Origin of the sequence: Actinoplanes sp. NPDC049316 (assembly GCF_040677315.1) — a bacterium.
In the GTDB taxonomy this organism is placed as follows: Bacteria; Actinomycetota; Actinomycetes; order Mycobacteriales; family Micromonosporaceae; genus Actinoplanes.
The window spans coordinates 258,757-273,616 of the sequence record NZ_JBFAQM010000008.1; the positions used below are offsets into that span (position 1 = coordinate 258,757).

Here is a 14,860-nt window from a genome sequence, read left to right on the forward strand (position 1 = left end):
TGCGGCCGTCACCTGCCGTTACGCTTCGTCCGGCCGCCGCTGCCCGTTCTCTGCCCGTTTCATAACCGCTGCGACTCTCGGTAGCATCTGCGGCCATGTCTGACCGGGACCCCGAGCAGCAGAGCGCCCGCCTCCTGCGGGCGCTGATCTGGGGTGGCCTCGGCCTGGCCCCGATCGCTGCGATCATCGTGCTCGTGGGCGGCAGCGGCGGCGCCGTGCGTTTCGCGGTGCTGCTGATCGCCGTCTGTGTGGTCCTGCTGGGCGCCGCGATGCTGATCCGCAACGATCCGGTGCTGCTCAGGATGGACGTCGAGGACCGCGTCGCCGCGGAGGTCGACGCGCTGCGCGGGGACCTGCGCGGCGAGATCGCCTCCGCCGCCCGGGCCACCGGGCACCGGGTCCAGGTGCTCGAGGACGAGATGGCGCGGCTGCGCACGGACGGCGTGCCGGCCGGCGCCCGGGCGGGCCAGTTCGTGCCGTCACAGACCGGTTGGCCGGAGGCTCAGGCGCAGGCCGGCAGCGCGGCGGTGCTGGGGAGTGCGGTCGTGCCGGGCAGCGCGGCGGCAGCTCCGGTGTCCGGCACCGCATCGGCGCCCCGAGCCGCGGCCCCCGCTACGCGCGTCAACGGCCCGGCCTCTGCTGCGCGCGCCGGCGCCCCGGTCTCCGCTGCGCGTGCGAGCGCCTCGGCGTCCGCTCCGCGTGCCACGGCGTCGGTCTCCGGGCCGCGGGCGCCGGCGGCCGCCTCCGCGCCACGGGCGACGGCGTCGGTGTCCGCACCCAGGGCAGCGGCCTCGGTCTCCGCGCCCCGGGCGACCGGGCCTCTCTCGGCGTCGGGCTTCCCCCGGCAGCGCGGCGCGGCGTTCCCCGAGCCGCACCACCAGACCCCGGAATCCGCCCACGGGTGGGACAACAGCCAGGACATCCCCGTGCCGGAACCACGCCCGTCCCGCCGGCACGCCGCGCCGGACACCGGCACGGACATCGCCCGGTTCGGCGGCTACGAGCCCGCCGCGGACGGCGATCACGGGTACGGCCTCACCACCGGCGGCATCGCCAGACCGTCCGGGGCGGGAGGAACGTACGGTTCCCCGCCCGGCAGCTACGACGGCGACGGCCCACAGTTCGGCGGCTACGACAGCGACGGGTTCGGCGACGACCGGCAGCCCGGCGTCTACGGGCAGAGCACCTACGGCTCCGGCACCTACGGGAGCAGCCGCTACGACGAGGGCAGCGGCGGCTACGGGGAGGCCTACGGCGAGAGCGATGACGGGTACGACGCCGACAGCTATGCCGGCGGCGGTCACGGCTACGGCGCTGACAGCCAATACGGTTACGGCCGCGACAGCCTGGACGAGGCGTCCCACTCCTACGGCTCGGCGACCACGTACGGCTCCGCCCGCGCCGACCGGTACGACGATGCGAACGTCTACGGGCCCGACCCGCTGGCCGTACCGAATCGCGACCGGGCCGAGCACCGCCGCTGGTGACCGGAGATCGGCGACAGGACGCTACTTGTCGATGTCGCCGACGACGAAGAACATCGACCCCAGGATCGCGATCAGGTCCGGCACCAGGCACCCGGGCAGCAGCGTCGCCAGCGCCTGGACGTTCGCGTACGACGCCGTGCGCATCTTCATCCGCCACGGCGTCTTCTCGCCGCGGGACACCAGGTAGTAGCCGTTGATGCCGAGCGGGTTCTCGGTCCACGCGTACGTGTGGCCCTCCGGCGCCTTGACCACCTTGGGCAGCCGCACGTTGACCGGCCCGCCGATGGTGTCGACCTTGTCGAGGCACTGCTCGGCCAGGTCGAGCGACACGTACACCTGCTCCAGCAGCACCTCGAAGCGGGAGTGGCAGTCCCCGGCGGTCCGCGTCACCACGGGCACGTCGAGCTGGTCGTACGCCAGGTAGGGCTCGTCGCGGCGCAGATCCATGTCCAGTCCGCTGGCCCGGGCGACCGGGCCGGACGCGCCGTAGGCCGCGGCCTGCTCGGCGGTGAGCACGCCGACGCCGACCGTGCGGGCCATGAAGATCTCGTTGCGGCGGATCAGGTTGTCGATGTCCGGCATCCGCTTGCGGACCAGGGCGATCGCCTCGCGGGCGCGCCGGGTCCAGCCGGCCGGCACCTCCTCCTTGAGCCCGCCGACCCGGTTGAACATGTAGTGGATGCGGCCGCCGGAGACCTCCTCCATGACCGCCTGCAGGGTCTCGCGCTCGCGGAACGCGTAGAACATCGGCGTGATCGCGCCGATCTCCAGCGGGTACGAGCCGAGGAACATCAGGTGGTTGAGCACCCGGTTCAGCTCGGCCAGCACCATGCGCAGCCAGGTGGCGCGCTCGGGCACCTCCATGCCCATGAGGCGTTCGACGGCGAGCACGACGCCGAGCTCGTTCGAGAACGCGGACAGCCAGTCGTGCCGGTTGGAGAGCACGATGATCTGCCGGTAGTCGCGTACCTCGAAGAGCTTCTCGGCGCCGCGGTGCATGTAGCCCACGATCGGCTCGCACTCGACCACGCGTTCGCCGTCGAGCTTGAGCTTGAGCCGCAGCACGCCGTGCGTGGAGGGGTGCTGCGGACCGATGTTGAGCACCATGTCGGCGGTGTCGAGCCCGGCGCCGGTCCCGACCGTCATCTCCCGCAAGTCACTCACGGTCTAGATGCTCCCACGAAGGTCGATCCCCACCTCGTGCAGCAGCCACCAGTGCGCGCCGAGCCCGTCGCGATCGGTCAGTTCGGCCGCCGCACCCGCCGCGCTCAGGGCGCGCAGATAGCCCGCCGGGTCGCTACGGGCAAGATCCAGAGACGGTCGCGCGCCGTCGACACCGAGCGCTTTCAGCGCCTCCCGCTGGGTGATTATTCGGTACGGCTGCCCGACACTGACCGCGACCGCGTCGAGGGCGACATGTGCCGTGACATCGCAACTCCCGTCCGGCACGGGCGGGACCTGCCGGCCGCCCCGGAACCCGGTGAGCGTCCCGAGCGGCGGCCGGGAGTCGCGCAGGTGCCCGTAGTCCACGGTCAGCGCGCATCCCCGGCGTACCGATGACACCGCCTCCGCCCAGGCCAGGTCGCGCGGCCATCCGATCTCGGCGCGGTCGCCGGGCGCGGCGCCGGGCCACCACCGGGCCAGCCAGAACCGGTCCGCCGCGTCGATGCCACCGCCGAGCGACTCGCTGCCGTCGGCCGGGTCGACGAGCACCCGCCGGATCCGGCCGTCCGCGTCGATCTCGGCGACGTCGAGGGGCACGTTGTCCAGCCATTCCGTGGCCAGCAGGAGCCCGACGACGCCGCTGGGCACGTCCCGCCGCCAGCGGATGTCCGCCGGCAGCCCGGCCGGGCGCGGCGCCACCTCGGCCCCGGTGAGCTGCAACCGGTCGCCGAGCTCGGTCCCGCCGGCCGCGGCCCGCAGCGCGGTGAGCAGCTCACCCCGGCCGGCGCCCACGTCGACGACCTGCAGGACGCGGGGCCGGTCGAGGGCGGCGTCGACCGCCTCGATCAGCCGCAGAAGCGCGCCGGCGAAGAGCGGGGAGGCGTGCACACTCGTCCGGAAGTGGTCCGCCGGACCGTCGTTCGCGCTGGTGAAGAAGCCCTCAGGCCCGTACAGCGCGTGTTGCATGGCCATCCGCCAACCCACCCTCGTCACACGGGTCAATCTAGGCGGTGCCGTTGTTCACACGCTCTTGTCACGAGCGTGTTACATCGGCGCATACTGGCCTCGACCGGTACCCCTTCACGAGGACTGGATCCACACATGAGCGCAGTCACGCGCGCGACATCCCTGGTCGTCGGCGTGGTCGGCGCGGGAAGGGTCGGAGCCGTCCTCGGCGCCGCCCTCGACGCGGCCGGGCATCACGTCGTCGCCACCGCGGCCGTCTCGGCCGCCTCCCGCGAACGGGCCCGGCGGCTGCTGCCGCGGGCCGAGATCCTCCCCGCCGACGAGGTCGCCCGGGCCGCCACCGACCTGCTGCTCCTGGCCGTCCCCGACGACGCGCTCGGCGGCGTCGTGGCCGGTCTCGCCACGACCGGCGCCCTTTCCCCGGGTACGGTCGTCGCGCACACCTCCGGAGCCCACGGCCTGGCGGTTCTCGGCGAGGTCGACGGCCTCGCGCTGCACCCGGCGATGACTTTCACGGGCGCGGACGCCGACCTCGACCGGCTGCCCGGCATCGCCTGGGGGGTCACCGCCCGCGACCGTGCCTTCGCCGCTCGCCTGGTCGCCGATCTCGGTGGCATCCCGGAGTGGGTCGCCGAGGACGCCCGGCCGGTGTACCACGCGGCTCTCGCGCACGGCGCCAACCACCTGGTCACGCTGGTCAACGAGGCCGCCGACCTGCTGCGCGCCGCGGGCGTACGGGAGCCGGCCGCGGTCCTGTCACCCCTGCTGAACGCCGCGCTGGGCAACGCCCTGAGCCTGGGTGACGCCGCGCTGACCGGCCCGGTGTCGCGGGGCGACGCGGGCACCGTACGCAAGCATCTCGACCGCCTGACGCCGGCGTCCGCGCCGGCCTATCTGGCCCTCGCCCGGCGCACCGCCGACCGGGCCATCGCCGCGGGCCGCCTGCGTCCGCAGGACGCGGCACTGCTGTTGGACGTCCTTGCCGATGCGACCGTGGGGAGCCCGTCATGACGAAGTTGATCCACACCCGTGCCGACCTCGCCGCCGCCCGGGCCGCCGCGCCCGGCCGGTTCGCCGTCGTGATGACCATGGGGGCCCTGCACGAGGGGCACCGGCAGCTCATGCGCGAGGCCCGCGAGCAGGCGGACTACGTGATCGTCACCGTCTTCGTGAACCCGCTGCAGTTCGGCCCGAACGAGGACTTCGACAAGTACCCGCGCACGCTCGCGGCCGACGTCGAGGCGTGCACGGCCGAGCACGTCGACCTCGTGTTCGCCCCGGACCGCGACGAGATGTACCCGGGCGGCACGCCGTCGGTGACGCTGGACGCCGGCCCGGTCGGCACGATCCTCGAGGGCGCCAGCCGCCCCGGCCACTTCGCCGGCATGCTCACGGTCGTCGCCAAGCTGCTGCTCCTCACCCGGGCCGACGTGGCGTTCTTCGGTGAGAAGGACTACCAGCAGCTCGCCCTGATCAAGCGCATGGTGGCCGACCTCGAGATCGGTGTGCAGATCGTCGGCGTACCGACGGTCCGCGAGGCCGACGGGCTGGCCCTGTCGAGCCGCAACCGGTACCTCTCCGCGGAGCAGCGGCAGGCGGCGCTCGCCCTGTCGCACGCCCTGCGCGAGGGCGCGCTGCAGATCGACGGCCAGCGCGTGCTGGAGGCCGCCACCAAGATCCTGCGCGACGAGCCGGGCGTGCAGGTGGACTACCTCGCGCTCACCGACCCGCTGCTCGGCCCCGCGCCCACCACCGGCCCGGCGCGCCTGCTCGTGGCCGCCAAGGTCGGCACCACTCGCTTGATCGACAACGTTCCGCTGCTCCTGGGAGAGGCCGCCTGATGCTCCGTACCATGCTCAAGTCCAAGATCCACCGGGCCACGGTGACCCAGGCGGACCTGCACTACGTGGGGTCCGTGACGGTGGACCTGGACCTGATGGAGGCGGCGGACCTGCTGCCCGGCGAGCAGGTCGCGATCGTGGACGTCACCAACGGCGCCCGGCTCGAGACGTACGTGATCCCGGGCGAACGAGGCACCGGCGTCATCGGCATCAACGGCGCGGCGGCCCACCTGGTGCACCCGGGCGACCTGGTCATCCTCATCTCGTACGGGCAGATGGAGTCGGCCGAGGCGCGCTCCTACCAGCCGAGGATCGTGCACGTCGACGCGCGGAACTCGATCATCGAGCTGGGCGCGGACCCGGCGGCGGCCGTCGCGGGCATGGCCGACGACCTGGTACGGGGAGATCTCACGCTCTCGGCCAACTGAGCCTTCGAAGCGCCCGGGTGAGTCCGACTATTGCCATATGATCGGCAAATCGGACAGCTGGCGGCGCTTCGGAGGCTCGGGACCATGGGTGGGTTCGCCGTGCGGAGACGCCGGTGGGGGCTCGCCGCCGCGCTGACTCTCGTGCTGCTGGCCGCCGGGTGCGGCAATCCGGGCGGAGTCGACGGCAACCTCACCAACGGGTGGGCGGCGATGGGCGTACCGACCGGGTTCACCCCCACCGCCGGGACGTGTCACCTCGCGAACTTCTCCACGTTCGGGCCGCGGGCCTCGTACGAGGAGGTCGACTGCGACGTCAAGCACCGTACGGAGACGGTCTACGTCGGCACGTACCCGAATCCGGCCGCTGCGGCGCCCACCCCGCCCGCCGACGACTCCGCCGGGGCGCGGGCCGCGTACGCCGTCTGCGATCAGAAGACCAGCGCGTACGTGGGCGGCCCGTGGCGGACGGCCCGGTTGTGGGTGGGGGTGACCCAGCCGACGCGGGCCGCGTGGGCGGGTGGCGCCCGCTGGTTCCGGTGCGAGGTCGTCGAGAGCAGCTCGGTCGAGGACGACGGTGGCCTGGTCCAGCGGCTGGGCAGCCTCCGGGACGCGCTCAAGGATCGCGCTTCGTCGCTGCTGCTGACCTGTTACGCCGTCCAGCTCGACGCCCAGGGCAAGATCGGCAGGATGCCGGCGGCGCCCTGCACGTCACGGCACAACGCCGAGTTCGCCGGGGTGTGGAACGCCGGCGAACGCGCGTACCCGAAGACAGACCAGCAGTGGAACGACTTCCACGACGGCTGCCGCCGGCTCATCGCCTCGTACGTGGGCGTACCCGACGACGCCGACCTGCAGTACCGCGCCGGCGTGATCTCGCTGCCGGCCGGCGACGACGTCTGGGCGCTGGGCGAGCGGGGCGTGCGCTGCTACCTCTGGGTGGACACCACGACGCTCACCTCGTCCCTGAAGGGCAAGGGCAAGAAGGCGCTTCCTGTCCAGTACCAGTAACCTCTGGCACTTCTTGCCTCCCCGGCCGTGATTTCGTCGTACCCGCGAGGTTGACTGAGCCCATGTCGCATCTCGCCGATCTGCCGGCGCTTCCCCGCCGCCTGGCCGCCCCCGAGCCGGGCTGGACCGAGTCCACCGACGTGCTGGTGGTCGGATCGGGTGTGGCGGGCCTGACCGCCGCGCTGCACCTGCGGGAGCAGGGTCTGCACGTCACCGTCGTCACCAAGGTGAACATCGACGACGGCTCGACCCGCTGGGCCCAGGGCGGCATCGCGGCCGTGCTCGACCCGCTGGACAGCCCGGAGGCGCACGCCTTCGACACCGAGATCGCCGGCGTCGGGCTCTGCGACCCGGCCGCCGTGCGCGTCCTGGTCGAGGAGGGCCCGGCGCGGATCAAGGAGCTCATGCGCATCGGCGCCGAGTTCGACCGCAACGACGACGGGTCGCTGATGCTGACCCGCGAGGGCGGGCACCGCGCCGACCGGATCGTGCACGCGGGCGGCGACGCGACCGGCGCCGAGGTGCAGCGCGCCCTGCACGCGGCGGTGCGCCGCGACCCGTGGATCCGCCTCGTGGAGCACGCGCTCGTGCTCGACCTGCTGCGTACGGCCGACGGCCGGGCCTGCGGCCTGACCCTGCACGTCCTCGGCGAGGGCAGCGAGGACGGCGTCGGCGCGATCCTGGCCCGCGCGGTCGTGCTGGCCACCGGGGGGATGGGTCAGATCTTCGCGTCCACCACCAACCCGGCCGTCTCCACCGGCGACGGCGTCGCGCTCGCGCTGCGCGCCGGCGCCACCGTCACCGACGTGGAGTTCGTGCAGTTCCACCCCACCTCGTTCGTCACCGCGAGCGTGACGTCGGTGCAGCGGCCGCTGATCTCCGAGGCGCTGCGCGGCGAGGGGGCCCACCTGGTCGACGAGTCCGGCAAGCGGTTCATGGTCGGGCAGCACGAGCTGGCCGAGCTGGCCCCGCGGGACGTGGTGGCCAAGGGCATCCACCGGGTGCTGCGGGCCACCGGCGCCGACCACGTCTACCTGGACGCGCGGCATCTCGGCCGGGAGTTCCTCGAGAAGCGGTTCCCGACCATCGTCGCGTCGACCCGCGGAGCCGGCATCGACCCGGCCACCGACCTCATCCCGGTGGCGCCCGCGGCCCACTACGCCTCCGGCGGCGTCCGCACCGACCTGCACGGCCGCACCTCGATCCGCGGCCTGTACGCGTGCGGCGAGGTCGCCTGCACCGGCGTCCACGGCGCCAACCGGCTGGCCAGCAACTCGCTGCTGGAGGGCCTGGTGTTCGCCCGCCGCATCGCCGACGACATCGCCCGCGACCTGCCGCCGCAGGCCGACCCGGGGCCCGCCGCGGGCGACCCCGGCTGGGTGGTGGCCCCGGCGATCCGCGGCGAGCTGCAGCGCGCGATGACCCGCGGCGCGGGCGTGCTGCGCTCGGCCGACTCGCTCACGGCCACGGCCAAGGAGCTGTCCCGCCTCGGCGAGCAGCACGGCCGCCCGCACAACGCCGCGTGGGAGTCGACCAACCTGCTCACCGTCGCGACGGCGCTGGTGGCTTCGGCGTACGAGCGCCGGGAGACGCGCGGCTGCCACTGGCGTGAGGACTACCCCAACGCCGCGGACGAGTGGCGCGGGCACCTGCTCGACTCGATCGACGCCAAGGGCGTGCTGACCCAGACCTTCGAGGAGATGGCATGACGGACCTGTCGTTGAGGGGATCGCGATGAGCGAGGGCCTGGACCTGGCCGAGGTGGAGCGGGTCGTCTACACGGCGCTCGCCGAAGACCTCGGGGACCCGCCGCGCGACGTCACCAGCGAGGCGACCATCCCGGCCGCTCAGGTCGACACCGCCGAGCTGGTCGCCCGGGCGCCCGGCGTGGTGGCGGGACTGCCTGTGGCCGCCCAGGTGTTCGCGGTGACCTCGGGCGGGACGGCGTCGTTCGACCAGCGCGTCCCGGAGGGCACCCGGGTCGCCCGCGGCGACGTGCTCGCCGTGGTCACCGGTCCCACCCGGTCCTTGCTGACCGCGGAGCGTACGGCGCTGAACCTGCTGTGCCGCATGTCCGGGGTGGCGACCCACACCCGCAAGTGGGCCGACGAGCTCGCCGGCACCAAGGCGATCGTGCTGGACACCCGCAAGACGACCCCCGGCCTGCGCGCTCTCGAGAAATACGCGGTGCGCGTCGGCGGCGGCACGAACAAGCGCATGGGCCTGTACGACGTCGCGATGATCAAGGACAACCACAAGCTGGCCGCCGGCAGCATCGCGGCCGCGTACCGGCTGGTCCGCGAGCGGTTCCCGGACGTGCCGGTGCAGGTCGAGGTGACGACCGTGGCCGAGGCGCAGGAGGCGGTCGAGGCGGGCGCGGACTTCCTGCTCTGCGACAACATGCCGCCCGAGCTGCTGCGTACGGTGGTGCAGAAGGTCGGCGAACGCGCGGAGCTGGAGGCCACGGGCAACCTGACCCTCGAGACGGCGGCCGCGTACGCAGCGACGGGCGTGGACTACCTGTCGGTGGGCGGGCTGACCCACTCGTCGCCCATCCTCGACATCGCAATGGATCTCCGCGTCGGCTGACACCGCCGTCCAGCCGGCGCAGCGGCATGAGCGTCTCTATCCAGGCGGAGCGGCGGATGGCTTTGGCCGGTAGGCGCGGCGGTGGCTTTGTCTGGGAGGCGCGACGTGACGCGTGGCTCCGTCTGGACGGGCCGGGCGCTTACGCCGTCGACCCGGCCAGCTTGGACCGCACCCTCCGCGGCTTTCGGCCGGCAGAGTGACGCCTCGCGGGGGCTTGCGGGTCTCGCGGGGGCTTGCGGGCCTCGGCGGCTTCGCCGGCCGCGCGCCCCGCGCGGCGGGGCGGTCCGCTGGGCAGGGCAGTCCGATGGGAACCCCGGTCGGTTCGGCAGCGCGCGGAGAAGCCGGTTGGGGCGGCGCCCTGGGAGCCGGTGGGCGGGGTGGCCTGCTGGGTGCTCCGCTGAGCGGGGCGTGCTGGATGCTCCGCTCAGCGGGACGGCATGCTGGGAGCTCCGCTGGGCGGGGCCGCGTGCTGGGTGCTCCGCTGGGCAGGGCGGCGCGGTGCGTGCTTTCGGGCTGGGCGGCGCGGTGCGTGCTTTCGGGCTGGGCGGGGCGGCGCGGTGCGTGGCTCTGTGCGGGCTGGAGGCGCCGTTGCGGTTGCTGACGCCAACGCCCGTACCCTCGGCAGTTAGGGTTTGATCGTGCTTTTGTGCATCGACATCGGCAACACGAACACCGTTCTGGCGACCTTCGACGGCGACAAGATCGTGCACAGCTGGCGGATCAAGACCGACGCCCGGTCCACCGCCGACGAGCTGGGCCTCATGTTCCGGGGGCTGCTCGCCGGCGACGCCGTGGAGATCACCGGGGTGGCCGCGTGCTCGACCGTGCCCGCCGCGCTGCGCTCGCTGCGCACGATGCTCGCGCGTTACTACGGCGATCTGCCGAACGTCATCGTGGAGCCGGGTGTGAAGACCGGCGTGCAGCTCGCGATCGACAATCCGAAGGAGGTCGGCGCCGACCGGGTGGTCAACACCCTGGCCGCGCACGCCCTGTACGGCGGCCCGTCGATCGTGGTGGACTTCGGGACGACCACCAACTTCGACGTGATCAGCGCCAAGGGCGAATTCCTCGGTGGGGCGTTCGCGCCCGGAATCGAGATCTCGTTCGACGCGCTCGCCGCCCGGGCCGCCCAGTTGCGCAAGGTGGAACCGGCCAGGCCGCGCTCCGTCATCGGCAAGAACACGGTCGAATGCCTGCAGTCCGGTCTCTATTTCGGCGTCGCCGGTCAGGTCGACCGCATCGTCGAGCTGATGACCGCCGAGCTGGGCTCCGTCCGTTCGGTGATCGCGACCGGCGGCCTGGCCTGGCTGGTGAAGGACGAATGCCGCACCATCACCGCACACGAGCCGATGATCACGCTGATCGGACTCCGCATGGTGTATGAGCGGAATGTAGCTTGATGCCCGACTAGCGCAGTACGGGCCGCGCACCGTTGTTCCCTGCAATTGGCGCCTTGGCGAAGGCCGGCCGCCTGCCGTTTGTGACGCACAGCGACGCGCTCGATATAGATCTCTATCGGCGTATCCGCGGCCGACGCTATTTCGACGAGCGTCGCGAAGCGTGGGCGGCGCGCGTTTTGCGCCGGGCCGCCGGAGCGATTCCCGGTGCGACCGCAACCGCCGGATCACTCGTCGTGACCTGGTTCGACGGGCCCGGAGAGCGCCGTCGGCCGGAAGTGACAATCCGTCACCGGCTTTCGTGCGCCACCGGTGCGGACGGTCGAAAAGCTGGACCTTTACGGGGCCGGCCGCGTTCGGCGGGCGTCCGCAATGACGCGCGACCGTCGTGGCCCGGTGCGCGTCATGGCCGTTCGTAGCGCCGCGGACCGGCGTTTTCCGGGTCGGCGGCCCGGTCTCGCCGGCGTTTTCCGGGGCCGGCACGACGAATCCGGGCGCGGGCCGCGACTATTGGAATCCGCCCGGCGATGCCCGGTGTTGCACCGCCGGGGCATTCGCCGAAACAGCGCCGTTGTCCTTCGCCCCGTGGATATCGGCCCCACATTGACGCAACGCGCGGGCATAGCGTTATTGTTCTCGGCAGAGGATTGCCTGACGAGAGAACCTGTGTTCGGGAGGATAACGGCCCGTGGCCAAGCAGATCATTCACAAGCTGGTCGACGACCTCGACGGCGGTGACGCCGACGAGACCGTCAAGTTCGCCCTCGACGGCATTCAGTATGAGATCGACCTGTCCGACAAGAACGCGGCGAAATTGCGCGACGTCTTCGCGCCGTACGTCGCGGCCGGGTCGAAGGTCGCCCGCGGCGGGGTGGTCGTGGGAGGCCGGGCGGCCCGCGGACGCGGCGGCGCCACCGCCGACCGCGAGCAGAACAAGGCCATCCGCGAGTGGGCGAAGAAGAACGGCAAGGAGATCTCCGACCGGGGTCGCATCCCGCAGGAGATCGTCGACGAATTCCACGCCAAGGGTCCCGGCCGCTGAGCCGCACCCACCGCTCTCCACAGGGTCCGCAGCGCTCCGGCGCTGCGGACCCTGCTGCTTTTCGCTCTTCCGCCGCCCGGCATGCGTAGGTTATCCACAGGCGTGGACGACGTTGTCCACAGGCTGTGGACGGCTGTGCGGCAGCCTTCGGCGGTGCCGACGATTTCGCTGTGCGCGTACTCCGCAAGGGTGGGGAACAGGCCCTGAGCGTGCGAAGTTGGGGAAATCATCGGCGCAGGACCTCCTGAGAGGGCTCGAGGGCCCAGCGGAGGCCTCCGGCGGCGATAGAGTTACAGCACGGGTATCACCGATGCCCGTGCGCTGGCCCCGCCAGCTGTTGAGACAGGCTCAGCATTGGCGCACGGCACGTGAGGAGCACGAGGGCATGTTCGAGCGGTTCACCGACCGAGCGCGACGGGTTGTCGTCCTGGCCCAAGAAGAGGCCCGGATGCTCAACCACAACTACATCGGGACAGAGCACATCCTGCTCGGCCTGATCCACGAGGGCGAAGGTGTTGCCGCGAAGGCTCTGGAGAGCCTCGGCATCTCCCTTGAGGGGGTCCGGCAGCAGGTTGAGGAGATCATCGGTCAGGGCCAGCAGGCGCCGAGCGGGCACATCCCGTTCACGCCGCGGGCCAAGAAGGTGCTGGAGCTCTCGCTGCGCGAGGCCCTGCAGCTCGGCCACAACTACATCGGCACGGAGCACATCCTGCTCGGGCTGATCCGTGAGGGTGAGGGCGTCGCCGCCCAGGTGCTGGTCAAGCTCGGTGCCGACCTCAACCGGGTCCGTCAGCAGGTCATCCAGCTGCTCTCGGGCTACCAGGGCAAGGAGCCGGCCGCGGCCGGCGCGGCGGCGGGCGAGGCAGCGCCGTCGACCTCGCTGGTGCTCGACCAGTTCGGTCGCAACCTGACCCAGGCCGCCCGTGAGGGCAAGCTCGACCCGGTCATCGGCCGGGAGAAGGAAATCGAGCGGGTCATGCAGGTGCTCTCCCGCCGTACCAAGAACAACCCGGTGCTGATCGGCGAGCCGGGCGTCGGCAAGACCGCCGTCGTCGAGGGCCTGTCGCAGTCCATCGTCAAGGGCGAGGTGCCCGAGACGCTCAAGGACAAGCAGCTGTACACCCTCGATCTGGGTGCGCTGGTCGCCGGATCCCGCTACCGCGGTGACTTCGAGGAGCGCCTCAAGAAGGTGCTCAAGGAGATCCGCACCCGCGGCGACATCATCCTGTTCATCGACGAGATCCACACCCTCGTGGGTGCGGGTGCCGCCGAGGGCGCGATCGACGCCGCCTCCATCCTCAAGCCCATGCTGGCTCGTGGCGAGCTGCAGACGATCGGCGCCACGACCCTGGACGAATACCGCAAGCACCTCGAGAAGGACGCCGCCCTCGAGCGCCGCTTCCAGCCGATCCAGGTGGGTGAGCCGTCGCTGGCGCACACCATCGAGATCCTCAAGGGCCTGCGCGACCGCTACGAGGCGCACCACCGGATCAGCATCACCGACGCCGCCCTGGTGGCCGCGGCGACGCTGGCCGACCGGTACATCTCCGACCGGTTCCTGCCGGACAAGGCGATCGACCTGATCGACGAGGCCGGCGCCCGGATGCGCATCCGCCGGATGACCGCGCCGCCGGACCTGCGCGACTTCGACGAGCGCATCGCCCAGGTGCGCCGCGACAAGGAGTCCGCGATCGACGCGCAGGACTTCGAGCGGGCCGCGCAGCTGCGCGACAAGGAGAAGCAGCTGCTGGGCCAGAAGGCGCAGCGGGAGAAGGAGTGGAAGGCCGGCGACCTCGACGTCGTGTCCGAGGTCGACGACGAGCAGATCGCCGAGGTCCTGGGCAACTGGACCGGCATCCCGGTGTACAAGCTCACCGAGGAGGAGACCTCCCGGCTGCTGCGCATGGAGGACGAGCTCCACAAGCGCGTCATCGGCCAGGAGGACGCGGTCAAGGCCGTCTCCAAGGCGATCCGGCGTACGCGGGCCGGCCTGAAGGACCCCAAGCGCCCCTCGGGCTCGTTCATCTTCGCCGGCCCCTCGGGTGTCGGTAAGACCGAGCTCTCCAAGGCGCTGGCGGAGTTCCTGTTCGGCTCCGAGGACGCCCTGATCCAGCTCGACATGTCGGAGTTCCACGACCGCTACACGGTGTCCCGCCTCGTCGGTGCGCCCCCCGGATACGTCGGCTACGACGAGGGCGGCCAGCTGACCGAGAAGGTGCGCCGCAAGCCGTTCTCCGTGGTCCTCTTCGACGAGATCGAGAAGGCCCACCCGGACGTCTTCAACACGCTCCTGCAGATCCTGGAGGACGGTCGCCTGACCGACGGCCAGGGCCGCATCGTGGACTTCAAGAACACGGTCATCATCCTGACCACGAACCTGGGCACCCGGGACGTGGCCAAGGCGGTGTCGCTGGGCTTCCAGGCCTCCGAGGCCGAGGAGTCCAACTACGAGCGGATGAAGGTCAAGGTCAACGACGAGCTGAAGCAGCACTTCCGCCCGGAGTTCCTCAACCGCATCGACGACACGATCGTCTTCCACCAGCTCCGCCAGAACGAGATCCTCGAGATCGTCGACATCTTCACGTCCCGGATCGAGACCCAGCTCAAGAACAAGGACATGGGCCTCGAGCTGACCGACAACGCGAAGAAGTACCTGGCGAAGAAGGGCTTCGACCCGGTCCTGGGCGCCCGGCCGCTGCGCCGGACGATCCAGCGGGACCTGGAGGACACCCTGAGCGAGCAGATCCTCTTCAACGAGCTGCGCCCCGGCCAGATCGTCGTCGTGGACTGCGAGGGCGACCCGGAGAACATCGACAAGTCCAAGCTGACCTTCACCGGCGCCGACCGGGGATCCGTGGTCCCCGACGCGGTCCCGGCGGACCTCGGCGCGGCCGCGGCCGACGAGTGATCGTCGCCTGACGGCACGACTGGGAAACGG

12 protein-coding genes are annotated in these 14,860 nt (G+C 71.7%); 10 read left to right on the plus strand and 2 right to left on the minus strand.

The genetic code is table 11. The features are described from left to right. The first annotated feature begins 95 nt into the window (after positions 1 to 95). A complete protein-coding gene (locus AB0K03_RS15675; protein ID WP_364684741.1) occupies positions 96 to 1,487 on the plus strand; it encodes a hypothetical protein in 1,392 nt (463 codons plus the stop codon). 21 nt (positions 1,488 to 1,508) lie between these two features. On the opposite strand, the gene AB0K03_RS15680 is transcribed toward AB0K03_RS15675, so the two are convergent. Together AB0K03_RS15680 and AB0K03_RS15685 are read right to left on the minus strand one after the other, a co-directional pair. Next, positions 1,509 to 2,633 carry an NADH-quinone oxidoreductase subunit D gene (locus tag AB0K03_RS15680; protein ID WP_364684884.1) on the minus strand — a complete coding sequence of 375 codons (1,125 nt, stop codon included), beginning with the start codon at positions 2,631 to 2,633 and terminating at the stop codon, positions 1,509 to 1,511. Positions 2,634 to 2,654: 21 nt separating this feature from the next. Beyond that, the gene (locus AB0K03_RS15685; RefSeq protein ID WP_364684743.1) at positions 2,655 to 3,623 is read right to left on the minus strand and encodes an SAM-dependent methyltransferase; all 969 of its coding nucleotides are present in this window, start codon (positions 3,621 to 3,623) and stop codon (positions 2,655 to 2,657) included. Between the two features lie 129 nt (positions 3,624 to 3,752). On the opposite strand from AB0K03_RS15685, the gene AB0K03_RS15690 reads away from it, so the two are divergent. From AB0K03_RS15690 to AB0K03_RS15730, 9 genes are all read left to right on the plus strand, one after another. Then, the gene (locus tag AB0K03_RS15690) at positions 3,753 to 4,628 is read left to right on the plus strand and encodes a Rossmann-like and DUF2520 domain-containing protein (protein ID WP_364684745.1); all 876 of its coding nucleotides are present in this window, start codon (positions 3,753 to 3,755) and stop codon (positions 4,626 to 4,628) included. Continuing rightward, positions 4,625 to 5,458, plus strand: coding sequence for a pantoate--beta-alanine ligase (panC, locus tag AB0K03_RS15695; protein WP_364684747.1), 834 nt, complete (start codon positions 4,625 to 4,627; stop codon positions 5,456 to 5,458). The genes AB0K03_RS15690 and panC overlap by 4 nt, the downstream gene beginning before the upstream one ends. After that, complete coding sequence (gene panD / locus AB0K03_RS15700) at positions 5,458 to 5,886, plus strand: aspartate 1-decarboxylase (protein ID WP_364684749.1); 429 nt, start codon at positions 5,458 to 5,460, stop codon at positions 5,884 to 5,886. The genes panC and panD overlap by 1 nt, the downstream gene beginning before the upstream one ends. Before the next feature lie 84 nt (positions 5,887 to 5,970). Next, on the plus strand, positions 5,971 to 6,894 hold the full coding sequence (locus tag AB0K03_RS15705) for a septum formation family protein (protein ID WP_364684751.1): 924 nt from the start codon (positions 5,971 to 5,973) through the stop codon (positions 6,892 to 6,894). Positions 6,895 to 6,956: 62 nt separating this feature from the next. After that, the gene (locus AB0K03_RS15710) at positions 6,957 to 8,603 is read left to right on the plus strand and encodes an L-aspartate oxidase (RefSeq protein WP_364684753.1); all 1,647 of its coding nucleotides are present in this window, start codon (positions 6,957 to 6,959) and stop codon (positions 8,601 to 8,603) included. A gap of 25 nt (positions 8,604 to 8,628) precedes the next feature. Continuing rightward, positions 8,629 to 9,483 carry a carboxylating nicotinate-nucleotide diphosphorylase gene (gene nadC / locus AB0K03_RS15715; protein WP_364684755.1) on the plus strand — a complete coding sequence of 285 codons (855 nt, stop codon included), beginning with the start codon at positions 8,629 to 8,631 and terminating at the stop codon, positions 9,481 to 9,483. A 638-nt stretch (positions 9,484 to 10,121) separates the two neighbouring features. Further along, on the plus strand, positions 10,122 to 10,883 hold the full coding sequence (locus AB0K03_RS15720; protein WP_364684757.1) for a type III pantothenate kinase: 762 nt from the start codon (positions 10,122 to 10,124) through the stop codon (positions 10,881 to 10,883). Between the two features lie 685 nt (positions 10,884 to 11,568). Next, positions 11,569 to 11,922: a histone-like nucleoid-structuring protein Lsr2 gene (locus tag AB0K03_RS15725; protein ID WP_199510239.1), complete on the plus strand. Its 354-nt coding sequence runs from the start codon at positions 11,569 to 11,571 to the stop codon at positions 11,920 to 11,922. A 385-nt stretch (positions 11,923 to 12,307) separates the two neighbouring features. Continuing rightward, entirely contained in the window at positions 12,308 to 14,830 is a 2,523-nt protein-coding gene (locus tag AB0K03_RS15730) for an ATP-dependent Clp protease ATP-binding subunit (protein WP_364684759.1), read from the plus strand. The last annotated feature ends 30 nt before the right edge of the window (positions 14,831 to 14,860 follow it).

What these genes read in the sequence shown, in the direction of transcription:
- AB0K03_RS15675 (WP_364684741.1), top strand. Translation starts at nt 96, where the DNA reads ATGTCTGACCGGGACCCCGAGCAGCAGAGCGCCCGCCTCCTGCGGGCG.
- AB0K03_RS15680 (WP_364684884.1), bottom strand. Translation starts at nt 2,633, where the DNA reads ATGACGGTCGGGACCGGCGCCGGGCTCGACACCGCCGACATGGTGCTC.
- AB0K03_RS15685 (WP_364684743.1), bottom strand. Translation starts at nt 3,623, where the DNA reads ATGGCCATGCAACACGCGCTGTACGGGCCTGAGGGCTTCTTCACCAGC.
- AB0K03_RS15690 (WP_364684745.1), top strand. Translation starts at nt 3,753, where the DNA reads ATGAGCGCAGTCACGCGCGCGACATCCCTGGTCGTCGGCGTGGTCGGC.
- panC (WP_364684747.1), top strand. Translation starts at nt 4,625, where the DNA reads ATGACGAAGTTGATCCACACCCGTGCCGACCTCGCCGCCGCCCGGGCC.
- panD (WP_364684749.1), top strand. Translation starts at nt 5,458, where the DNA reads ATGCTCCGTACCATGCTCAAGTCCAAGATCCACCGGGCCACGGTGACC.
- AB0K03_RS15705 (WP_364684751.1), top strand. Translation starts at nt 5,971, where the DNA reads ATGGGTGGGTTCGCCGTGCGGAGACGCCGGTGGGGGCTCGCCGCCGCG.
- AB0K03_RS15710 (WP_364684753.1), top strand. Translation starts at nt 6,957, where the DNA reads ATGTCGCATCTCGCCGATCTGCCGGCGCTTCCCCGCCGCCTGGCCGCC.
- nadC (WP_364684755.1), top strand. Translation starts at nt 8,629, where the DNA reads ATGAGCGAGGGCCTGGACCTGGCCGAGGTGGAGCGGGTCGTCTACACG.
- AB0K03_RS15730 (WP_364684759.1), top strand. Translation starts at nt 12,308, where the DNA reads ATGTTCGAGCGGTTCACCGACCGAGCGCGACGGGTTGTCGTCCTGGCC.